The organism is Paraburkholderia sp. RL17-337-BIB-A (assembly GCF_046025895.1).
Lineage (GTDB): Bacteria > Pseudomonadota > Gammaproteobacteria > Burkholderiales > Burkholderiaceae > Paraburkholderia > Paraburkholderia fungorum_C.
Genome location: NZ_JARESY010000002.1, coordinates 3,710,116 through 3,730,947, shown reverse-complemented (window position 1 = coordinate 3,730,947; position 20,832 = coordinate 3,710,116). Strand labels below are relative to the sequence as shown.

General features: G+C 60.4%; 20 protein-coding genes. 7 read left to right on the top strand and 13 right to left on the bottom strand.

Features of this window, described 5'->3' with window-relative positions:
- Positions 1-270: 270 nt before the first annotated feature.
- Complete coding sequence (locus P0D84_RS37255) at positions 271-1,173, top strand: IS6 family transposase (protein ID WP_408345699.1); 903 nt, start codon at positions 271-273, stop codon at positions 1,171-1,173.
- Here P0D84_RS37255 and P0D84_RS37250 read toward each other — a convergent pair.
- The 6 genes from P0D84_RS37250 to P0D84_RS37225 all read right to left on the bottom strand — a co-directional run bounded on the left by P0D84_RS37250 (position 1,153) and on the right by P0D84_RS37225 (position 7,408).
- Positions 1,153-1,938 (bottom strand): IclR family transcriptional regulator domain-containing protein, encoded by a 786-nt coding sequence (locus P0D84_RS37250; protein WP_408345696.1) that lies wholly within the window; start codon positions 1,936-1,938, stop codon positions 1,153-1,155. The two genes, P0D84_RS37255 and P0D84_RS37250, sit on opposite strands and share 21 nt — an antisense overlap.
- Positions 1,939-2,076: 138 nt before the next feature.
- Positions 2,077-3,165, bottom strand: a complete 1,089-nt coding sequence (locus tag P0D84_RS37245) for a porin (protein WP_408345693.1) — start codon at positions 3,163-3,165, stop codon at positions 2,077-2,079.
- Between the two features lie 122 nt (positions 3,166-3,287).
- Positions 3,288-4,634: an MFS transporter gene (locus tag P0D84_RS37240; RefSeq protein ID WP_408345690.1), complete on the bottom strand. Its 1,347-nt coding sequence runs from the start codon at positions 4,632-4,634 to the stop codon at positions 3,288-3,290.
- Positions 4,635-4,716: 82 nt separating this feature from the next.
- Positions 4,717-5,850 carry a CaiB/BaiF CoA transferase family protein gene (locus P0D84_RS37235; protein ID WP_408345687.1) on the bottom strand — a complete coding sequence of 378 codons (1,134 nt, stop codon included), beginning with the start codon at positions 5,848-5,850 and terminating at the stop codon, positions 4,717-4,719.
- Between the two features lie 51 nt (positions 5,851-5,901).
- Positions 5,902-6,678 carry a citryl-CoA lyase gene (locus tag P0D84_RS37230; RefSeq protein WP_408345684.1) on the bottom strand — a complete coding sequence of 259 codons (777 nt, stop codon included), beginning with the start codon at positions 6,676-6,678 and terminating at the stop codon, positions 5,902-5,904.
- 445 nt (positions 6,679-7,123) lie between these two features.
- Complete coding sequence (locus P0D84_RS37225) at positions 7,124-7,408, bottom strand: hypothetical protein (RefSeq protein ID WP_408345681.1); 285 nt, start codon at positions 7,406-7,408, stop codon at positions 7,124-7,126.
- Between the two features lie 79 nt (positions 7,409-7,487).
- On the opposite strand from P0D84_RS37225, the gene P0D84_RS37220 reads away from it, so the two are divergent.
- The 5 genes from P0D84_RS37220 (at position 7,488) to P0D84_RS37200 (ending at position 12,414) form a co-directional block, all read left to right on the top strand.
- Positions 7,488-8,171: a glutathione S-transferase family protein gene (locus tag P0D84_RS37220; RefSeq protein WP_408345678.1), complete on the top strand. Its 684-nt coding sequence runs from the start codon at positions 7,488-7,490 to the stop codon at positions 8,169-8,171.
- A gap of 136 nt (positions 8,172-8,307) precedes the next feature.
- Positions 8,308-8,688, top strand: coding sequence for a hypothetical protein (locus tag P0D84_RS37215; protein WP_408345675.1), 381 nt, complete (start codon positions 8,308-8,310; stop codon positions 8,686-8,688).
- Positions 8,689-9,053: 365 nt separating this feature from the next.
- Positions 9,054-10,784 (top strand): ABC transporter ATP-binding protein/permease, encoded by a 1,731-nt coding sequence (locus P0D84_RS37210; protein ID WP_408345672.1) that lies wholly within the window; start codon positions 9,054-9,056, stop codon positions 10,782-10,784.
- A gap of 330 nt (positions 10,785-11,114) precedes the next feature.
- Positions 11,115-11,681 carry a hypothetical protein gene (locus tag P0D84_RS37205; RefSeq protein ID WP_408345669.1) on the top strand — a complete coding sequence of 189 codons (567 nt, stop codon included), beginning with the start codon at positions 11,115-11,117 and terminating at the stop codon, positions 11,679-11,681.
- A gap of 94 nt (positions 11,682-11,775) precedes the next feature.
- The gene (locus P0D84_RS37200) at positions 11,776-12,414 is read left to right on the top strand and encodes an MlaC/ttg2D family ABC transporter substrate-binding protein (protein WP_408345666.1); all 639 of its coding nucleotides are present in this window, start codon (positions 11,776-11,778) and stop codon (positions 12,412-12,414) included.
- A 92-nt stretch (positions 12,415-12,506) separates the two neighbouring features.
- Here P0D84_RS37200 and P0D84_RS37195 read toward each other — a convergent pair whose 3' ends face one another.
- From P0D84_RS37195 to P0D84_RS37170, 6 genes are all read right to left on the bottom strand, one after another.
- The gene (locus P0D84_RS37195) at positions 12,507-13,271 is read right to left on the bottom strand and encodes a hypothetical protein (RefSeq protein ID WP_408345663.1); all 765 of its coding nucleotides are present in this window, start codon (positions 13,269-13,271) and stop codon (positions 12,507-12,509) included.
- Between the two features lie 10 nt (positions 13,272-13,281).
- Positions 13,282-14,148 carry a DUF2092 domain-containing protein gene (locus P0D84_RS37190; RefSeq protein ID WP_408345660.1) on the bottom strand — a complete coding sequence of 289 codons (867 nt, stop codon included), beginning with the start codon at positions 14,146-14,148 and terminating at the stop codon, positions 13,282-13,284.
- A gap of 47 nt (positions 14,149-14,195) precedes the next feature.
- Positions 14,196-14,492 (bottom strand): hypothetical protein, encoded by a 297-nt coding sequence (locus P0D84_RS37185; protein WP_408345657.1) that lies wholly within the window; start codon positions 14,490-14,492, stop codon positions 14,196-14,198.
- A gap of 116 nt (positions 14,493-14,608) precedes the next feature.
- On the bottom strand, positions 14,609-15,172 hold the full coding sequence (locus P0D84_RS37180; RefSeq protein ID WP_408345654.1) for a lipid-binding SYLF domain-containing protein: 564 nt from the start codon (positions 15,170-15,172) through the stop codon (positions 14,609-14,611).
- A 216-nt stretch (positions 15,173-15,388) separates the two neighbouring features.
- Complete coding sequence (locus tag P0D84_RS37175) at positions 15,389-16,087, bottom strand: potassium channel family protein (protein ID WP_408345651.1); 699 nt, start codon at positions 16,085-16,087, stop codon at positions 15,389-15,391.
- Positions 16,088-16,153: 66 nt separating this feature from the next.
- Positions 16,154-18,694 (bottom strand): hypothetical protein, encoded by a 2,541-nt coding sequence (locus P0D84_RS37170; RefSeq protein WP_408345648.1) that lies wholly within the window; start codon positions 18,692-18,694, stop codon positions 16,154-16,156.
- A gap of 240 nt (positions 18,695-18,934) precedes the next feature.
- Here P0D84_RS37170 and P0D84_RS37165 point away from each other — a divergent pair, with 240 nt between their 5' ends.
- The gene (locus P0D84_RS37165) at positions 18,935-19,696 is read left to right on the top strand and encodes a bestrophin-like domain (RefSeq protein ID WP_408345645.1); all 762 of its coding nucleotides are present in this window, start codon (positions 18,935-18,937) and stop codon (positions 19,694-19,696) included.
- 57 nt (positions 19,697-19,753) lie between these two features.
- Here the strand turns inward: P0D84_RS37165 and P0D84_RS37160 are convergent, their stop codons facing one another.
- Positions 19,754-20,806 carry a transporter gene (locus P0D84_RS37160; protein WP_408345642.1) on the bottom strand — a complete coding sequence of 351 codons (1,053 nt, stop codon included), beginning with the start codon at positions 20,804-20,806 and terminating at the stop codon, positions 19,754-19,756.
- Between the last annotated feature and the right edge of the window lie 26 nt (positions 20,807-20,832).

Here is a 20,832-nt window from a genome sequence, read left to right as displayed (position 1 = left end):
GTTGCAGACGGTCCATTTATTCGCTACGTGCATTTTTATGCGCTAGTCGAAATTTATAGACAGCCCCTAACGGGGTCAATCAGTATTTCCCCTGGCGCATATTTTTTCGCCTAACGAAATAATCGGGCGCTGCCGGCGCGGAATCCACAGACCGGCGTCTCGTATCCAGCGCCGCACGGTTCCCTTCGACAGCGTTAGCCCGTGGCATTCGCGCAGCTTCTCGCACGCCGGCGTTGTCTGGTTGTTGGGCCGTTCTCGTAAGATGGTGTGGTGAAGAAAGCAAAATCGCTTTACCTCGGTCATCGGCTCCCGGCGGCGGTTATCGGCCAAGCAGTTCGCTGGTATTTCCGCTTTCAGTTGAGTTTGCGCGACATTGAGGAGCTGCTCTTCGAGCGCGGTGTGACCGTCACGTATGAGACGATCCGATGCTGGTGCGCCAAGTTTGGTGAAGGCTTTGCTCACCGGGTAAAAGCGGCACGACGCAAGGCGGGTAGCACGTGGCACCTTGATGAGATGTTCGTCACGCTGCGTGGCGAACCGTACTTGCTGTGGCGTGCGGTCGACGAGCATGGCGCCGAACTCGACATCCTGCTACAAAAGCGGCGCGACAAAGCCACGGTCAGACGCGTCTTCAAGCGTGTGATGCGTTCATGCCCGACGCCTCGCAAGATCGTCATCGATCAGCTGCGCAGCTATTCAGCGGCAAAGGCGGAAATTCCGGAACTTGCGAGCGTGAAGCATGTGTTCGTCAAAGCGGCAGCCCGGGTGAACAACCGGGCTGAGAACAGCCACAACCAACGCGTGAACGTGAGCGTCGCATGCGTGGTTTTCGAGACCCAAAACGTACGCAGGAATTTCCTTCGTGCTTCGGGCCGATCCGGCAACATTTCGCGCTCAAGCGGCATCTGCTGCACGCTTCACTGTATCGCAAACTGCTCGCAGCAAGGTTCGCTGACTGGCGCGAATTCACTCAACTCGCCCAAAATCCGTCGACTGGTTTCTAAACGATCACCACACCTGCCGCCTTTCCGTCTCATGCTCGGCAAGCCACAGGCGAAGCTCACGCTTCGCGAACCGGTAATCCAGGAAGAGGGAGTTGCCGCATCAGCGCCAGCTGAGCTGACTAGCCTAACGTCCTGGTTGGCAATGGAACTACGTCGCGCGCCAGGATGAGCGGATCGAATGGACAAGAGCAGGCGCCCTGCGAAGCGCCCATTCGATATGGGCCCGCGCCTCCCTCAAGGCCGGCAGGCGCGTGGCCTTCAAATCCTCGATCGCGGTGCGGTCTGTCTCGGAGGAGCAGTTGATCGCAGCGATCACGTTACCTTGGGGATCGCAGACCGGCAACGCGATCGACACCACGCCCATTTCGATCTCATCTTGCTGGGTGGCGAAACCGTCGGTCAGGGCCTTTGCGAATTCCCGGGCGAGGTCGTCACGCTGGACCACGGTTTTAGCCGTATATTGCGGAAAAGGCGCGCGCGCCAGGAGACGCTGCTGTTCTTCGATTGACTGGTTGGCCAGCAGGATCCGCCCGAGCGACGTGCAGAAGGCCGGCAGCCGATATCCCACGGACGCCCGTCGCGTGATGCTGCGCTTGCTGGGTACATGGGCGAGATAGACGACGTCGTCGCCATCGAGGACCGCGAAGGACACGGAATCACGATATTCATCCGCGACTTCCTGCAGGTAGGGATTGACCAGGTCCTTAAAATTCATCGAGCGCAGATATGCCACCCCGAGCGACAACACTTTTGGCAGCAACAGAAAACGCTTGCCCTGCATACCGACGTAGCCGAGCGAGTGCAGAGTGAGCAGCGCACGCCGGGCAGTGGCAACGTTCATCTGCGCTGTCTGGGCGACCTCGCTCAACGTCATTTCCGGCTGATTTTCGCTAAAGGCCTGGATAACCGAGAGGCCGCGCGCAAGCGCGGCCACGAAGTCCCGATGAGTCTCATCAATACGGTCAGAAGGCGTTTGAGTCATGTAAGAAGGTAGAGGGGCATCAATAGGGCTAACTACTCTAATTTTCGCAGGACGAAAAACATTTCGCAAGAAAACCTTGGCAGAGATGCGTCAGAACCGATGCCGGATGCCCAGGCTGACGATGGTCTGGTTGGCGCCGCTCGAAGGCGTTGCGGTGAACAGCGTGGCTCTGACGTTCTCGCCATGCACATGCTCGTAGTTAAGCAAGGCATAGAGGTCGGTTCGCTTCGAGAGGAAATAGTTGGCGGAGAGCATGTATTGACCCCAGCGGTCTTCATTCAGCTTCGAGTACGCGTAGCCGCCCAGCACCGATACCGCGGGCGTCAGCCAATAGGTTACACCGCCCTCCCACGTACTTAGCACGGCGGTCGAACCGCCGCTCTTCATGTCGGTGAGCGAATACACGCCATGCAGCAACGCGGGCCCGAACCGATAGCTGCCTCCCGCCGCGACGGTCGACATCCGGTCGAGGGCAATCGTCCCGCTTTGCGGCGTGCCGAACAGGTCGGGTACGCCGATCGTCGTAGCCGGGGTGATGGTCGTATTGTTCACGCTGGTGTACGCGGCGGCGAGATTCAGGTTGCCGCGGCTGTATGAGACGCCATAACTCTGCGCACTGCCGGCTGCCAGATGGCCGGGCTGGCCGCCCGGCGCGTACAGCGCGCCGAACTTCAGGCCACCGAACGTGGGACTCTGGTATGCAATGACATTATTGAGCCGCTCGCCGCCGAGGCGGTCGTAATCCCCGAGATGGAAACCGTACGTACCGGCGCTGTACAGGTTGGTCATCGAATACAGATAGATCAGGAAGTCGTATTGTCGACCCAACGTGATCGTGCCAGCGGGCGTCGTAAGTCCGACAAACGCCTGACGTCCGAACTCGAGGCCGCCCTGACCGAGTGCCCCGTTGTTCAGCGCGAAGCCATTTTCCAACGTGAAGATGGCCTGGTATCCACTGCCGAGGTCTTCGGTGCCCTTGATGCCCCAGCGGCTGCCCTGCACGTTGCCGGAGGTTTGCGTGAAAGCGCTGTGGCCGCCTTCGTTGCTGACGTAGTTGAGGCTTTCGTCGATCAATCCATACAGCGTCACGTTGCTTTGCGCATATGCGATCCCCATGCCACACAGCGAACATGCGAGGGTAGTCGACGACAGCACCGCCGTCTTGATGGCACTCTTCATTATCTGTCTCCTGGAACTTGTTCTTTTAAGGGAAAATATGGAATATTGAAAGGATTGCTAAATAACTGACCATGGTTTCCGGTTCCCTTTCGCGCTGCCCAGCGGGGTGCCGGAAACCTCGCTCAATCCGGTCGCGTGGTGGACACCATTGCGCGAGGAATCGAAAGAATCAGACAGCAGCAGACCAGCAGGCAACCACCCAGCACGTAGGTACCGCTGTTGACGTCACCGGTCACGTTCTTCGCGACATTGGTGATCATCGCGCCGGTGATGCCGGACAAGCTGCCAACGGAGTTGATCATCGCGAGTCCGGCCGCTGCCGCGGCGCCGGAAAGCAGGCGGCCGGCGAAGGTCCAGAAGATCGGCATGATGCCTATGATTCCGGAGGCGGCAATCGAGATGAGCAGGATCGACACCGAAAGCTCGTGCGTAAACGTCGCGCTGAGAAGCAACGCAATGCCGGCCAGCAGCGCCGGAATAGCGGCATGCAGACGCCGTTCGCCAGTGCGGTGCGAATGCACGGCGTTCGCAATCATCACGACGCTGGCGGCCACATACGGCACTGCGGCCAGCAAGCCAATATGGAAAGCATCCTTGATCCCCGCGGCGCTGATGATGGACGGCAACCAGAACGACAGGCCATAGAAACCGGTGTTCATGGTGAGCAGGATTCCGCACAGGATCCATACGCCCCGGCTCTTCAACGCGGCGCCAAAGTCGTGAGTCTTCGTCACGTTCTCTGACGAGAGATTGCGCTTCAATAGCGACTTTTCTTCAGGCGTGAGCCAGCGGGCGTCGTCGATGGTTTCCGTCAGCGTGAGCAGTACCATCACCCCGAGAATGATGGCGGGCACACCTTCCACAATCAGCATCCACTGCCAGCCGCGATAGCCGAACGTCTCGTGCATGTTCTGCAGCACCCAGCCCGAGACCGGTCCGCCGATGCAAAGGCTTAGCGGCAGCGCCACCATGAAGCCGGCCATGACGCGGTTCTGCTTGTGGGACGGGAACCAACTGTTCAGATAGAGAACCACACCGGGAAAAAAGCCCGCCTCGCACACGCCTAGCAGAAAACGCAGCACATAGAACATGGTCGCCGAGCCGGTATGGAAGAACTTTCCGAGCGGCTCGATGTACATCAACAGAATGGAGACCAGCCCCCACGTCACCATGATTCGGGCAATCCACCGGCGCGCGCCCACGCGATGCAGCGCGATGTTGCTCGGCATCTCGAACAGGACGTAGCCCCAGAACAGCATGCTCGCGCCCAGCGCGTAGACGTTGTCGCTGAGATGCAGGTCGCCCAGCATCTGCAGCTTCGCGAAACCGATATTGACCCGATCGAGGTACGACACCATGTAGCAAAGGAAGAACAGCGGCACACAGCGCCAGAACACCTTGTCGTAAGTTACTTTCTCCAGGTTCTCCGAAACCTCGCTCATGCCTACCTTTTCCATGCTCAACGCCATGCCAGTCTCCTGATTGTTTTCTTTGCCGCGCGCCGCCCGGTGAGGCGTTCTTTGCCTCATCTCAGGGGAGCGCGCTGCTGTCTCACGCGCGCAGAGGCCCGAGGATTTCTTCGTTGTGTTCGCCGAGCACCGGCGGGGGAACAATCGCAAGCGAGCGTTCGCCGTTGTAGCTCACCGGACTGCGCACGGTTTTGTATTCGCCCATCGTGGCGTGGCGCGCGGACACCAGCAGTTCCAGATGCTTCGCCTGCGGGTCTTCCAGTGCTTCGCTGGCGTCGTACATTGGTGCATGCGGAACGTCCTGCGCGAGCAGCATGCGACACCATTCGTCGCGATCGCGTTCGACGAACACCTTGCTCAGGACTTCGATCATCGCGTCCTGGTTGTCGATGCGACCTTCTCGCGTCGAGAAGCGCGGGTTGTCGAGCAGGCCGGGCCTGCCGATCACCGTGGCGAGTCCCTGCCAGAATTTTTCCGGTGACGACATATGCAGCGCGAGCCACTTGCCGTCCCGGCATTTCATGACGTACGACTGCGAGACCATCGGCCGGCTGTAGGGTCCCATCAGCTCGTTGGCCGAATAGTAGTGCGTGAACGCGTCCATGTTGAAATGGGTCATGGCCTCAAGCATCGACACTTCCACGCTCAGGCCCGTTCCGGTGCGTGCGCGCTCCTGCAACGCCCCGAGAATGCCGTAGGCGGCGTAGAAACCCGTGATCGAATCGGCGATCGCCGGTCCAACCACACGCGGGTTCTCCGGATTGACCAGCAATCCGAGGAATCCACTGGCAGCCTGCGCGACCGTATCGTACGCCGGGCGACCCATGGAAGGGCCCGACTGGCCGAAGCCGCTGATCGAACAGTAGATCAGGCGAGGATTGATCGCACGAAGGCGCGCTTCGTCCACATTCAGGCGCGCCGCCGCGCCAGGCCGAAAGTTCTGGATGTATACATCCGCCGTACGGATGAGCTCATCGAAAGCGGCGAGATCGCCGGCATCTTTCGTGTTGAGTGTGACGCTGCGCTTGTTGCGGTTGTACGTCTGGAAGTGCGGGCTGTACAGGCCGCCGCGAAAAGCCCGGAAGGGGTCGCCCGCGCCGGGCTGTTCGACCTTGATGACGTCGGCGCCGAGGTCGCCGAGCAGCATTCCCGTGGCCGGTCCGGTAATGAAGGTGCCCTGCTCAATAACGCGAATGTTCTGCAATACCTTGATCACTTCGATTGCTCCATATGCGGCAGTGCCGCGTTGTGTTCCGGGAATGCCTGTTCACGCGACGTACTTGATCGCGCTTTCACCGGCATGGGCCAGTGCGAAGCCAATCGGCTCCATGCTCTCTTCCAGCAGATGGGCGACGAGGCTCACGCTGCGCGCGACGAGCGGCACGCCTTTCAAGGCCTTGAGAGGAAAGCCGGCGTCCAGCAGCACAGCGGGAATCGCGCCGGACACGTTGATCGGCAATGCCCGGCCATAAATCTTCGGCACCGCGGCAGCGATGGCGCGCAGTACCCGCACGTTGTCTCCTGCCGTGCCGTGTTCGTCGGCCAAGGCCAGCAAGCGCGTGGCACGCGGATCTTCCTGCTGATGTAGCGGGTGCCCGAAGCCGGGCAGCGGCGCGCGCTGCGCCCGCAGCGCCGAGATTTCGCGCTCGACCACCTGTTCGAGCGTGCCTTCCTGCGGCGTTTTCGCGAGCAACGCGGCAAAGAGCTTGCCCGCCTCTTCGGAACTACCGAGGACGACCGACCCGCATCCCAGCAGGCCGGCGGCAACCGCGCCCTGCAAGGCCTCGGGTGCTGCGGCGTATGTCATGCGGGCGGCTTGTATGGAGGGGACCAGCCCGTGTTCCGAGATCGACACGAGCGATGCGTCGAGGAGCAGGCGCTGGGTGTCCGTGGGCGGCTGGCCGGTCAGGAGCAGACAAAAGAAGTCGGTCAGGCTCACGTGGCCTATCAGCTCCTTGCAGAGATCCCGGTTGCGGACGGTGATGCTGTCAGGCGTTGCGGTCGAAATCGACGTGCGTAGCTGACTGGGTTTTCCAATTTGCATGGCGACCTTTGAAGATGCGATGGATAGCGATGTTTCAAGCCGAACAATATTCGCTCAACGCCGTTTATTGCGTTAGGCGAAACTGTAGCAGTGGTGCAAGTCGGTCGCCTATAGGTGATTTCACCTGGCGCATATATTTTCGCGTAGCGAAAATAACTGTGACCACGCACAGTCCATACCTCCAGTGGCACTCGGCGGACAGGGGTACCCAAACCGATCGTATCGGTTGAGTAGCGCCGAACGGATCAGACTCACGAGCGCGGCCGCCCATTGACCGGCCACGCAGCAAACCTGCGAACAGCCAGTTCAAGCGTCCGTCGTGTTTGTAGGATGCCTGTCCTCGACCGTGCGCATGGGCGCGCGCCACAGAAGCAGGCGGGCAGGCGTCGTACAGACCCCGATTTAGGAACCCGCGGAGTTTTCCGGTGCGGCCGTAACCTTTAAGCTATGGGGTGAAGTTGGAAGTCTCTGAGCCAAGGGGGACGGTTTGCTGCACCGGGCGGTTTGGCCAGGGGCGCATATCGGCATAGGCCACGCACTCCGCTTCGCTGTCGAACCGCAGATGCACCTCAAAGGCGCTGTCGTCGGATGGCGGGCTGTTGAGCCGCTTACCCGGTGTGACATTGAATCGGACCATCGCGCGCAGCATGCCCATCGTTTCGATTTTTGCGTCTGCGTGCCGGCCGATGGTCGTTAAGTCGCCGACAAGCTCCCCTCTATCTATCCTCATCCGTGAATGCCGGAGGTGCCCAGCAAAGCGAAGCGGGAGCCCATATAATCGTCGGCCTCACTCACGCAAAGGTCGCCTCATGATCAAGTTTTACTACTGTCCGGCCCCGAACCCGGCCAAGGTCGCTTTGTTTCTCGAAGAGACCAAATTGCCCTATGAACTCGTGCCTATCGATACCCGCAAGGGTGAGCAGCACGCCCCGGCTTTCACTGCGATTAACCCGAATGCAAAGGCGCCGGCACTTGTCGACGGCGATGCGACGATCTTCGATAGCAACGCCATCCTGCTGTATTTAGCGGAAAAAACGGGGCGGTTTATGCCGACAACGCCGGCGGAGCGCGCGCAGATGTACTCGTGGTTGATGTTCGTGGCCACGGGCATTGGACCGTTCTCGGGCCAGGCCGTGCATTTCAAGCACTTCGCGCCGGAGCCCAAGGAGTACGCCGTCAACCGCTACGAGTTCGAAGCGTGGCGCCACTGGAGCATCATCGACGCGCAGTTGGCCCGACACAGGTATATGCTCGGCGACGAATACACCCTGGTGGACATGGCGGTATGGGGATGGGCGCGCGCAGTGCCTTTCATCCTGGGTGCCGAAGCATGGGAAAAGCTGCCGAACGTCAAGCGTCTTTTCGACGAGATCAATGCCCGACCGGCAGCGCAGAGCGCCGAAGCGCTCGCAACGCGCCACGCGTTCAAGTCCGAGATGGACGACGATGCACGCAAGGCGCTGTTTCCGCAGAACGCTCGCCTCGGCATCTGAGCATCATTGCGCCGACGGCGCGGCCAGTCCTTCCTCTGCGCGGACGCAGCCATTCCCGGTTGTGCCCGCGCGTGGGGCGACCTGCTCGACTGCCAGCTCAGCTTGGAGTGGACTACTGTAATTCTGGCGCGGAGTGATGGAGCGCCGGCTCGGAATTATTCCGCTGATCGTGCAGCGTCATGGATATGGGATTGTAGAAGCGCATCGTGATGCGCCGCGAAACTTCAACGGCGCGGTTGATGCGTTATGGACCCGCTCGGATTTTATCCGGGAACTTCTCAGGGCAATCCACCTATACCACCGTACACCTATTTCAGGCGACATTTATACACCGGTGGAGATGGTAACGAGCGGTACGCCTAACACGCCGCTGGACCGCTGGAATTGGGGGGTTAATCATTCGCTCGCGATGCTTCAGCCCTGCGCCGTAGTTGAGATCAGACATGCCGTACTCCCTGATACGGACGCAACGATTACGTGGAGTGAAGGTCAAGCTCCGACGGAACTTACCGGTTGAGGCAAATAACGACCTCCTGGATTCGCTCACCGCACGTGCGAGTGAAGACCAAGTTAAGGTACGACTCACCGGCTGAGGCAGATAACGACCTCCTGGATTTGCTCACCGCACGTGAGTGTGAAGACCAAGTTAAGGTACGACTCACCGGCTGAGGTTGATAACGACCTCCTGGATTTGCTCACCGCACGTGAGTGTGAAGGTCAAGTTAAGATGCAACTCACTGGTTGTGGTCGCTGAGGACCTCCTGGATTTGCTCACCGCACCTGAGCGCGAAGGCCGAGTGCAGGTGCGACTCACCGGTTGAGGCGATAACACCTCCTGGATTTGCTCACCGCACGCGATCGCTGTGCGTTACGGCGAAACTCATGACCAACCATTCCTCCGGCTCTGCATCTGGGTCACTCGACCGTGTCTCTGCATGGAGTCTGATCAGACCGTACTGGGTCTCGGAGGAACGCGGGACCGCGTGGGGGCTGCTGATCGCGATCATCGCAATGGACCTGCTTCTGGTAGGCATCAACGCCCGGCTGAACACATGGAACCGCGATTTCTACGACGCGCTGGAAAGCAGGAATGTGCGCGATTTCCCGCAACTGATGCTGATGTTTGCCGGGCTTGCATTTGCGTCCATCACGATCTCTGTCTACAACCGTTATCTGCGGCAGATGCTGGGCTTCCGATGGCGCCAGTGGCTGACCACGCGTTACCTGAAGGAATGGTTGGGCGATGGCACCTTTTACCGCATCGAGCGCGACCGCCTCGTCGATAACCCTGATCAGCGCATTGCTGTCGACCTCGATTTGCTCGCCACCACCACGCTGTCCCTCACGCTCGACCTGCTCTCGACGATTGAGACGCTCGTCTGGTTCTCCATCGTCCTGTGGAGCACGGCGGGCGCGCTGGTCATCATGATGGGAGGCACGCCCGTCCAGATTCAGGGCTACATGTTCTGGGCGGCCGTTGCCTATGCGATCGTCGGCTCGCTCCTCACCAATAAGGTCGGTCACCCGCTTGTGTCGATCAACTATCAGTTGCAACGTGTCGAGGCGGATTTCCGCTTCGGCCTGATCCGTCTGCGCGAAAACGCGGAGCAGATTGCGCTTTATGACGGCATGCGGACCGAGGCATCGAACGCCGAAAATCTGTTCGGCCGGATTCGTGAAAACTGGTGGCGCGTCATGAAGTATACGAAGCGCTACAGTTTCGTGGTCAACTTCTACGGTCAGATCGCCGAGATCTTTCCGATCGTCGTTGCATCGCCCCGCTATTTTGCAGGCGCGTTGAGTTTCGGCACGCTGATGCAGATCGCCGACGCATTCGGTTCGGTTAGCGAATCGCTTTCGTGGTTCATCAACAATTACGACACGCTCGTCGAATGGCGTGCGACGGTTAACCGTCTGCGCGAGTTCAAGCGTGTTGTGCGGCAACCTCATCTGAAGGAGTCTGTGTCGCCTGCCACCGAGCATGGCGGCATCAAACTGCACTACGTCGACGAGAACCAGCTCTGTACGCACGACCTCATGCTTGCACTGCCTAACGGCGAAACGCTCGCGAGCGTGCCCGACATCGTCGTAAAACCCGGTTCGCGGTGGCTTGTGCGCGGACCGTCCGGCTCGGGCAAGAGCACGCTATTGCGAGCGCTGGCTGGTCTCTGGCCGTTCGGCGACGGCTCGATCGATGCACCCGTGGACGCGCGCATGATGTTCATCCCGCAGCAGAGCTATCTGCCAGTGGGCACATTGAAAGCTGCGCTGGCGTACCCCGCGTCGGCTGAATCCTTCAGCGACGACGACTGCCGCGAAGCACTACGTGAGTGCCGGCTGGAAGACTATGTTGCCCGCTTGCAGGAGTCCGACCACTGGTGGCGCATTCTTTCCCCGGGCGAGCAGCAGAGGCTAGCAGTCGCGCGCGTGTTGCTGCACAAGCCCGACTACGTGTTCCTCGACGAAGCAACGAGCGCGCTTGACACCGAAAACGAAGCGCATCTTTACCGCCTCCTCACCGAACGACTACCTAAGGCGGCGATGGTTAGCGTCGCGCAGCACGAGTCGCTTGTGCAATTTGGCCAGGAGACGCTCGATATCAGGCGTCCGTGAAAAAAGAGGGGCCGTGATACATCTGCGACCAATGGCATCGCGTGAGCCGGAAGCGGATAGCGCAAAGCGTAGTAGGACGAATGGGACCAAGGTCCAATATCGCCCGCTGCGTATCGTGAATATCGTTGCTGAGAACGTGCGTTTGAATCTTTCCCGGTTCGCGCGGATTGAAATGTTCACGTCCCACGTGCAAGCGCTGCTTCTACCCGATCCCGATGGCGACAGTGGCACGGTTTTCCATCGGGTTTTTCTCGCGCTGACCCCTTGAACTAGCGGAGCATCCGAATGCGTCTCCTATCCAGCCGCCTTTCTTCGGCAAGTGTGTTCTTCATGGCCATTCTGGCCACGACGTCCCTCCCGCGTCCCGTATTCGCCCAGAGCGCGACGGAGATAGCCGCCGCTGGGCCGCACACGGCAGGCGCAGCTGCCGAGATCCAGACCAGCGCGACGGTTATCGGCATTGACGTGACATCGCGCACTGCGACGCTGCGGGGCGTCGGCGGACGAATCTTCGACGTGACGGTAGGCCCGGAAGTTGGTGACATAAGCAAATTGAAGATCGGCGACACTGTCCAGATTGCTTATCAGGAGTCTGTGCTGATTCACGCAAATAGAGTGAAATCGAACGGTATCCGCGAGCGGATTGACTCCACCGCAGTCCTTCCCGCCTCCGACGGATTTGCCGCATCGGCGCATAGAGTACATGTACTGGGAACCATCCAGAAAGTGAACGCAAAGACGCGCATGGTCACGCTTCGAGGACCGCTCAGAACCGTTACGGTCAAGGCGGGTCCTGACATATCGATAGCGGATCTGAAGGTAGGCGACAGTATCAGCGCTGAATTCGTCACAGCAACCGCTGTGAAAGTCACTCGCGCAAAAGAGCCTTTGAACTAGCGTGAAAGCGATGTGCGCGAGCGCGTCGCGGAGTGAGTGAAGACGGGCGATCAAATCCAATCTCGAGCTATCGCATCCACCCAGACCTCGGCATATGAAAACTCTATTCCTGGTCCTCGTGTGCTCAACGCTGCTCACACGCGGCGCCGTGGCGGACGCGCAGGTTAACCAATCGAATCCGCAGGCGTTGATCGAGACAGCAACGCAGGAGGTGCTTGATGAGGTGCGCGTTCGCGCGATCGAGCCTGGCGATATCGCTCGCATCAAGGACATCGTCAATAGATACATCCTGCCATACGCCGATCTTCATCGCACGACACAACTCGCGATGGGCCGACATTGGAAGACGGCGACCTCGGCGCAGCAGGAACAGGTGGCCGAGCAGTTCAAGATGCTACTGATTCACACGTATTCTGGCGCTATCGCGCTACTGCGCCCGGATCAGCGGATTGAGTACCCTCCGTCGCGTATCTTGCCGACCGACACGGATGCCGTAGTGCGCACAATTGCGATGAGCAACGGCCAGCCGGTGGAGATCGACTACCGGCTGTACAGAACGCCAGACGGTTGGCGCCTGTATGACCTGAACGTGCTCGGTGCCTGGCTAATCCAGACATACCGGCAACAGTTCAATGAAAAGATCCAGCAGGTCGGCGTGGAAGGACTGATCCAGTCCCTCACTGCTCGCAACCAGCAGCTTACGTCAGCGGAGCAGCAACGGGTGTCCCCATGACAGGCGTCGCCGAATGGCCGTTGCGAGAAAACACACCAACTGCTGTAGCGTCGTAAAGTCAGCTTGCGTCACAGCTGCGCTGTCACACAGTTTCAAGGCGCGGGCACGACGCGGTAGTAGACGCCGTTGGCGCCGTACGCGGGTTGGAACCACGTATTGCCGCACAGATAGTAGGTCGCGCCGTGAACGTTCGGCGTTATGCAGCCCGCGGGCAGAACCGCGTAGATCGCGCCCATCGCGAAACCCGCGTTGCCGGCAGCGCCCGCAGCCACGCCGGCGTTGTATGCGGTCGAAGTCGCCGCCGCGGTGTTGGCGGAGGCGATCGCAGCGCCGGCCACGACGCCGACCGCCGCGCCCGCTGCCGCCGCGCCCGCTGTGGACCAGCCTCCGCAGTTGTAGCATCCTGAACCGTAGTTGTTTACGGTGACCGGTGGATGGTAGGCGGGGTAATGCGCACCATAGTAGGCGCTGTGGTAGGCCGTTGCCCCCGAGGCGCTGGTGTACGTCGTGTATCCGGATCCAGTGGCATGGTATGCGCTCCCGCCATAGGCATTACTTGCAGACGTGCCCTGGCCGTATGTGTGAGTCGCACTCCCGCCGTATGGATTGGTCATGGTCGTCTGGCCCGAGCCTGCCTGATGGGTGGCCGTATCGCCATAGCGACCCGTCGCGGTCGTTCCCTGCCCATAGGTGTGGGTTTCGCTGCCGCCGGCAAAGTCGGTGCGTGTGGTCGACCCCGAGCCGGGAGCGTGATACGTGCCGCCCCCGTAGGCGTTCGCATGCGACCACGCGCCGACATGCGCCGGCACGAGCGCTGGAATGAGCAGAGCCACCAGACGGATAGCAACCTGGTTCATGTGCGTTTCCTCACTGGTTTTTTTGATGCATGACCTTCGGCGGCGGCTTCATGCCCGGTGCATCCGTGGCGTCCGGACGCGCAAAAGCGATGTGCGCCGCGCCGCTGGCGTCCGCTGCGACGAAAGTGTCGGCCGGAACAGCGATATCCAACTGCCAGTCCGACAATTCGAGCACGTGGCGCAACCGCGCGCGATCGTTGAGATAGATGGCGTAAATGCGCCGCGGCAGCTTGTCCTGCGCGCCGATCCAGATCTGTATGAACACGTCTCCGGTGACGTACGCCACCATGTCCGTGGTCGTACCGCCCACCACATTGGATTGACCGATATAGAAAGCGGTCGTCATACCGTCGGCGATGTCCTTGTACGGATCCGCGACGATCACATCGGTGAACGGAAAATAGATCGCACCGGAATCGAACGCGGCCTGGAGCGCGGCCTCGATGGTGGGCGGGGCATCGGCGACGGCAACGAGTTTCTCCGCAGGCGCGAAGGCCGTCATGGTCTTGCCGTCGTAATAGAAATCGGAAGGCGGCCCGTCGCCGAGCGTGACGACCTTGAGCTTGTCGGGCCGCTGCATCGTGACCTCCGATCGCGTGGAGTAGACGAGCGGAGGACCGAGACGGCTGGGGCTTTCATACGAGACAACGGCGGTGAAAGACATCGAGCGGGCGGCAGCGAGACGGGCACACGCCTGCTTGAGAATATCGACGGCGTGTGGCTCGAGGCCAAGCTTGAATGCGGGCGCAACATTCCTCGCGACCGGCTTCGCTGCTGCTTTCGATGTGTGGTGCGTCTGTTGGGCATAGCCGCCCGCAGTCAGCGACAGGCCGAGTGCGATGACCGTAAGGCGTGTGAGCAGTTTCGCGTGGGTCATCGGTGCCTCGTCGAGTCAGACGATTGACGGAATGCGGCCAGCGGCAATCACGGAATCATGCCGCATTCGAACAGCTTGTTGGCGATCGGCGCGGCGACTTTATCGATGAACGCGGCACGCATCTGTGGATCGTCATGCAGTAACTGCAAGGCTTGCTGTTCCCGCTCGGACTTGGGCTGGCTATTTTTATGCGCGCGTTCCTGCCATAACTGCTCACAACTCGATCCCTGGTATTTCTGAACGACTTTTCCTGCAACCATGTCGAGAACCGGGTATTGAGCAATAGCCACGGTACCGAACAAAGCCACCGGAACAATCGCCAGCCATTTGGGAAGCTTTGCCATGGTTATGCCCTCGGCTTCGTTGCATTGACGTTGCGGCCTTCAAAGCGGACCGCGATGCGAAAGAAACGGGGCTCTCTGTGCAGCGTTCAACTTGTGCGCAAGCGCCCCATGTCGGGTTACGGGTTGTATTTGGAGATCTTTTGGCCTTGCACGCCGAGACCTGCCATTAGGCCCTGTTGTCCAAAGATGAACGCGTAGACGTCGGACTTCATGGTGGTGGTGGTCATCGATTTACCCATTCCCGCGTCCACGACGACGACACTCGGGCCCATGCCAACCGACCACCCGTCGCTCGAGTTGAGGTAGCTGACGGCAGAATCGCTCATGAAGAACATTGCTTCCGAAAACGTTTGTCCGCCCGCTTGCAACCCATAGGAAACCGCTCGTGCAGTGTAGTAGCCGAGCACCTTTCCATCGGGGCCGAACATTACGCCCTTGCCACCTTGCGCACCGGCAATGAATCCCACTTTCAGAATATCCGGGAACACCAGAACGGCCTTTGCCATCTGCTGAAGCTGTTGCGTTCTGGGTGCGCTATCGCTCAGTTGTTGCAGCGCCGCGCGTGCCTTCGCTTCGAGTTCCGGATCGGTTCCTGGCGCGGACGCTGTCTGTTGAGTCGAACAGGACACCGCGATCAGCAGGAGTGGCACGGCGAGGATAAGCCGAAGGTACTTGAACATGTTCGTGCTCCATTCAGGGAAATGACGTCACGGTGAACGCTGTTTGCGCATCGGATTGCTCGCAGCATGAAAGGACTGTGATGGTGCGGCTCATGCCGGTTGCAGCACGCTTCGATTGGAATAAATAGTGGTGTTGCGGGTACGTAAAGACAATTGGACCTTGGTCCAATATCGTTTCATGGCGATCCCGTATGTCACGGCGAAGACTTACGACGATTAGGTTCCGGAGTCGTCGGAGTCGTCGGAGGCGACGTGCAGCGACACCAGGCGCGCGAGCACGATGGCTGGATAAAGCTGTCCGATCAGCGCTTCGAGAATCGCCAGCGATCTTGCGAAGTGAGCGACCGGTGTGATGTCGCCATAGCCCACCGTCGTGAGTGTCACAAAGCTGAAATAGAGCCAGGTCGCACGATCGGATTGGGCGCTCCCGTGCGCAATACCTGCATAAGCCGCGGGTATGTGGCTGTTGATGAGTTGGTCGGCCTCCGCCCACACGACACCGATCAGTATGTAAAGTGCGACCGCGCCGAGGATCCGGTCGAATGTCGCCAGGCCGGTCCGGAACACCTTGATGCCGACAACCGCGCCGAGAATGCCGAGCGACAGAAGTCCCGTGACGTCGAGCAGGCCGGATATCGTATCCAGCGGGAAAAGCCACGATGTGCAGCGAATCAGAATGGCTACACCGGCGGCCAGCGCGACGACCATGTATTGCCTGCGATGGTCCGATACCGCCGCGATCCCGCTTAGCAGGATCAGCGATAGCAATACGTCTCGCGCGATCCGCACGGAGAGGCTGTCAGGCGCCAGGGCGAACGGCACGACGAACACGTCGAGCACGAGCAGGCAAAGGAGCAACGCCATGCTGCCGATGCGCAAACGTCCGGTGCGATCATGCCGCCGCCCCAAATTCATCGCTGCTCCTGGTTGGCCCGCCGGTCATGCGCGCTTGAGGCGGCCTTGCAGAGGGCGCCGTCGTCGCTAGCGGCGGAAACCTCCGCCTGCACCCCCACCTCCACCGCCGACCCGCGCGCCCGTGCCGTTGCCCGCCACGCGACCGGCGCCCTCGGTGCGAGCGTAGCGTTGGCTCTGTGCGGCGCCTCTCTGCCGGTTCTGCATCTGCTGATTCAGATCGGCGGAGTAGGGCTGCGCGCTGGTCCGGTCGATTCCGCCAGCGGGGCGTTGGGGTTGGGCGCCCGGCGTCGCCTGAGGGCGCGGTTGCTGGTAGGCCTGGGTAGTCTGCTGCGGCGCGCGTGCGTTATTGGGCTGGGTCGTAGAAGGGCGCGGCTGCCGAGAACTCTGGGTATTATTCGGCGCGGCTGGCGCGTTAGTTGACTGAGTGCTGGTGGCGCGTTTTGCCTGGGTGTTCTGAGCGTTCTGTTGAGCTGCACCCGCGTTCGCCGTGCCGGTCGTTTGCTGCGGCTGAGTGGCGGGTGTTCTTTGCGCAGCCGACTGCGAAACGGATTGAGACGTCGGCTTGTTCACTGTGGACCAGGAACCATTGTCGTATTTCTGCCAACTGCCGCCGGTGTTCTTGTAGACATTCCCGTCGCGCCCTGCGTACAGATCGCCATTGGCGGTCTTGCCTGCTATCGCACGGCCATTGGCCGTGCTGCCGGCCACGGCCTGGCCGCCCGCGGAATTCTGATAACGCCCAACCGAGCCATTTGCTGTGGTGGTGTGTTGCGTCGCGGCCCACTGATTGCCCTTCGTCACGACCGAACTGCCCCATTGACCGTAGGCGTTCGATCCTTGACGGGTTGCCGCATATGCGCCGGTGTACGGGTTGTAGGCCTGAGCGACGCTCGCGCTGCCGTACCGTCCCGAGGCCGTCGCGCCGCGCGCATAGGTGCCTGTATTCGGGTTGTACGACGCGCCCCATTGTGCGCTGCCAGCCGGGCCATAGACGCCGCCGCGGACACCGCTCGCACCCGTGTAGGGGTTATAAACCGGATAACCATAGGGCGCGGGACGCGGATAGTAAACCGGATACGGCCCGTAGCCGACGCGTACATACGGCGGATAGTAGTAGCCATTGCCTTGCGCAACGATAGCGCCGATTGCGGCACCCGCGATGAACATGCCGAGATATCCCGCGGTATAGCTGGCCTGAACAGTCCCGCCCGGTACCACCTGCTGCGTCACGTAAGTGACGTTATAAACGGGCGAGGCCGGCGGGATCGTATAAATCACCGGTGGCACAGATGTGCTGGTCGTCCACGGTCCGCTGGGCGACGGTGAGTCGAACCATACGCCGCGTGAGCAGAGGTAATAGTGATTCTGGACCTTGATGATCTTGTCCGGCGTGTTGGTCGCATAGGCGAGCGGCGTGCCTTCGATCGGTGCGAACTGCGGTTCGCCGGTGTATGCCACCTTGATTTCTGCCGCCGCTGCGGCCGGGTTTACCTCGACGGTCGTCGGAATTTGCGCGAGTAGCACGGCGTCGTTTGCCTCGGGCGTGCCCGGTACCGAAGCGAGTACACGCGAGGCTGGGCTATCGCGGGGAATGCTGGCGAAATCGGCCGGCAGATGGTCGGTCGCATAAGTCCATGGACCGCTGGGAGCAGGTGACGAAAACCAGCGGCCCGCTGTCAGATAGTAATAAGTTTTGGTCGGTGTATAGACGAATACATCGCTATCGGTATTCTTCGCGAATACCAGACCGGTGCCGGGGATCGGGCTGTAGACCGGTTGGCCGTCGAAGCTGATCAGCTCGGCGGGCGTACTGCTATAGAACACGGCGGGAGCCTTGCCGACGCGTTTTGCCGGCGCCGGGATAAAAGGTTTGAGGTCCGACCACGTTGGATCGGCGGACACCTTTGTCATCTTTGCGGGGAGCGTTTTTATTTCTGCCCAGCCCGTTTTCATATCCGTCGACGTCATCCACGAACTGCCGGTGAACAGATAGTACTGGTGGGTGGCGTTATCGACGAATAGCGGCCAGCTCGCGTTGACGACAAAGGTGAGGTCCGAGTTCCTGATTGGCGCCAGCACGGGCTCGCCGTCGACAAACAGCAGCAGTGCCGGGCCAAAACTGACAAAGATGGTGGGCGGATCGCTCTTGATCGCGACCGCCGGCGCGGCCTGCTTTTTATCGATGCTGGCCACCAGCCGATCCATCGACAAGGTCAGCGATGCCTGAGGATTGAGAAACGTTCGCACCACCTGATCGAGTTTCTGCGCCGTAGCCTGGTCCGCACCGGGAAACGACGTGCCCGTGATTTGCGGATTGCTCAGCCGTGCGTTGCGGCTGTCAATATCCACATCGGTGTGCGCCTGCAGTGTCACCACGCCCACTTGTGGCTTGCCGCCGCGCAGCGTCACGCTCACCGCCATGCGACCGGTCAATTCCTTGAAATCCTTCCAGTCGTCGATCTGTGGCTGGTAGTAGGTAAGCGTTGCATCGTCGCGGACGAGTTCACGCGGCCAGCCGGGGTCGAGTGCGGCGGCATGGTTTGTTTGCACCGCCGCCAACGTGAGCACCAGCGCCAGCGTCCGCAGGCGCGGTCTGAAGGTCGACATGTTTTGCTCCTCGCCGGACAAAGGCGCTTGCGCGGTGCGACCGCAGCCAGGGACGGAGAACGAGATCGCAGACACGGACCCGGCTTCTGGCGGCTAGCTCGCCTCGCCCTCTGCAGGAAGCTAAAACCATAAGTGCAGAGCGACACGCGTGCAATTGGACCTTGGTCCAATTGCACGCTGCAGTGCGGCGAGCAAGATGGCGAGGCACTATGTGCGTTACCAGAGACGGAGGTCTGCAGGGTGAATCACATCGTCGACGCGGCAATCGTATTCGCGTGCGTCTTCGGCAGCGCGCTGCTCGGTTCGTATCTGCGCCGTGTGCTGCCGCAGCATCACCTCAGCGATGAATCCACCAGTGTCGTCAAACTGGCGACCGGTCTCGTCGCAACCATGGCCGCATTGGTGCTGGGCCTGCTGATTTCGTCGGCGAAGGGCTCTTTCGACACCATGAACACGGAGCTTGTTCATAGCGCTGCCGCTATCGTTCGCCTCGATCGCGCGCTGGCCCAGTATGGTCCGGAGACACAAGAAATCCGTGGCGCGCTTAAACGTACTACCGCGGCGTCGGTCGCGGCAATGTCTTCCGGCGATCCTGTCCAAATCGCCAAACTGAGCAGCCCCGAGGTGGTTACCCGCGGAGAAGAGTTGCAGCGTCAAGTGGAGGAACTCTCGCCGCGCACCGACATGCAGCGACAATTGCAGGCGCGGGCGCTGCAAATCGTCGATGATGTATTGGCTACGCGGTGGCTAGCGCTTCTTCAGCAAACCGGGTCGATTCCGGTACCTCTGCTCGTAGTGCTGGTGTCGTGGCTGGCCATTCTCTTCGCCACGTTCGGCCTGTTCGCGCCTCGCAACGGCACGACCATGACGGCGCTCGTGATGTGTGCGCTATCGACTTCCGGTGCGATCTTCCTGATCATGGAAATGAATACGCCGCTTGGCGGAATAGTCGAAATATCCTTCGCACCCATGCGTGCGGCGCTCGGCATTCTCGGGCACTAGCCGGCGGCGCTGTGCCTGGCGTGAATGCACTAGCCAGGCTGCATTGCCCGACAGGATTCAACGATTAAACCAACGGTATTGAAGTGCGATCGAGATGGTCTGGAAATTGCCACCCACACGCGTCACCAATCCACGTGACCACGCGAGCTTCCCGGACCATTTCGCGGCCAGCGGAACCGACAACGTGACACCGTATCGCGCACTGAGCTGAAAGTCCTGATCCTCGACACCGTTGACGCTGGTGCGTCCACCCGTAAAGTACGTCACGTCCGCGGCGAGCCATAGTCCGGGGCGCCATGTGTAGCCGCCGTGCCATTGGAAGGTCGGCATCGGGTCCTGGCTGCGCCGATGGCCGCCGAAAAAATCGTCGTTGTCGGTGAAGACCCACACGCCTGCCGCCGCGTCCATGAACCAGTTGCCGAATGGTTGGGAGAGCCCGACCTCGGGTTTGAACGACCAGCGGTTGGCCCCGATATTGATGAGACGGGTAGGCGTGTACTGCCCCGTCGGCGCCACCACACTGAGGCTGATGCCCAGGATCGTGCTGGGTGTGCGTCGCACGAATTCTTCAGGAGAGAGCGCCGGGTCGCCGAGCAGGTTCGCCTCGATCCTGAAGTGCAGATCGCCGAGACCCGAGCGGTACTGCTGCTGATAGATACCCTTTACATCGCCACTCACATTCGCATTCGCATAGGGAGCCGATACCGCGACACTCACGGTATGTCCCGCGACCCCGAAACTATGCGAATAGCCAAGCGAAAAGATGTTGATATGCGCCTGCACGTTGGTGATCGGCAGCGACGGATCGAATGAGACGTTACCGCTCGAGCGCGCATAGTCGAACACCACAAAGTTGGTGCCCACCGGCACAGCCGAATAGGCACGCGGCTCCATCTCCTGAGCGTGAACCACGGGCGCCGACATCGAATAAAGCAGCGTGGCGACGAACCACACCAGCCGAAAGTGCCGTGACTGCGGGACTGAGCGGTTCGAATGAATCGAGGTATGCGGCATTGCGGGTAGGTCCACTTCACTGAGTTGCCGGACGAGATGCCGGACGCCCGGCGCGCACGCGTTGAGCCAGCGCTGCGGCTGCAATTCCCGCTCCATGAGGCGGCTGGAATGCCGCTGCTTGC

Excerpts from the sequence above, each read along its gene's own strand:
- P0D84_RS37245 (WP_408345693.1), bottom strand. The coding sequence starts at position 3,165 with ATGAAGAGTGCCATCAAGACGGCGGTGCTGTCGTCGACTACCCTCGCA.
- P0D84_RS37240 (WP_408345690.1), bottom strand. The coding sequence starts at position 4,634 with ATGGCGTTGAGCATGGAAAAGGTAGGCATGAGCGAGGTTTCGGAGAAC.
- P0D84_RS37230 (WP_408345684.1), bottom strand. The coding sequence starts at position 6,678 with ATGCAAATTGGAAAACCCAGTCAGCTACGCACGTCGATTTCGACCGCA.
- P0D84_RS37225 (WP_408345681.1), bottom strand. The coding sequence starts at position 7,408 with ATGAGGATAGATAGAGGGGAGCTTGTCGGCGACTTAACGACCATCGGC.
- P0D84_RS37220 (WP_408345678.1), top strand. The coding sequence starts at position 7,488 with ATGATCAAGTTTTACTACTGTCCGGCCCCGAACCCGGCCAAGGTCGCT.
- P0D84_RS37215 (WP_408345675.1), top strand. The coding sequence starts at position 8,308 with ATGGAGCGCCGGCTCGGAATTATTCCGCTGATCGTGCAGCGTCATGGA.
- P0D84_RS37210 (WP_408345672.1), top strand. The coding sequence starts at position 9,054 with ATGACCAACCATTCCTCCGGCTCTGCATCTGGGTCACTCGACCGTGTC.
- P0D84_RS37205 (WP_408345669.1), top strand. The coding sequence starts at position 11,115 with ATGGCCATTCTGGCCACGACGTCCCTCCCGCGTCCCGTATTCGCCCAG.
- P0D84_RS37200 (WP_408345666.1), top strand. The coding sequence starts at position 11,776 with ATGAAAACTCTATTCCTGGTCCTCGTGTGCTCAACGCTGCTCACACGC.
- P0D84_RS37195 (WP_408345663.1), bottom strand. The coding sequence starts at position 13,271 with ATGAACCAGGTTGCTATCCGTCTGGTGGCTCTGCTCATTCCAGCGCTC.
- P0D84_RS37190 (WP_408345660.1), bottom strand. The coding sequence starts at position 14,148 with ATGACCCACGCGAAACTGCTCACACGCCTTACGGTCATCGCACTCGGC.
- P0D84_RS37185 (WP_408345657.1), bottom strand. The coding sequence starts at position 14,492 with ATGGCAAAGCTTCCCAAATGGCTGGCGATTGTTCCGGTGGCTTTGTTC.
- P0D84_RS37180 (WP_408345654.1), bottom strand. The coding sequence starts at position 15,172 with ATGTTCAAGTACCTTCGGCTTATCCTCGCCGTGCCACTCCTGCTGATC.
- P0D84_RS37175 (WP_408345651.1), bottom strand. The coding sequence starts at position 16,087 with ATGAATTTGGGGCGGCGGCATGATCGCACCGGACGTTTGCGCATCGGC.
- P0D84_RS37170 (WP_408345648.1), bottom strand. The coding sequence starts at position 18,694 with ATGTCGACCTTCAGACCGCGCCTGCGGACGCTGGCGCTGGTGCTCACG.
- P0D84_RS37160 (WP_408345642.1), bottom strand. The coding sequence starts at position 20,806 with ATGGAGCGGGAATTGCAGCCGCAGCGCTGGCTCAACGCGTGCGCGCCG.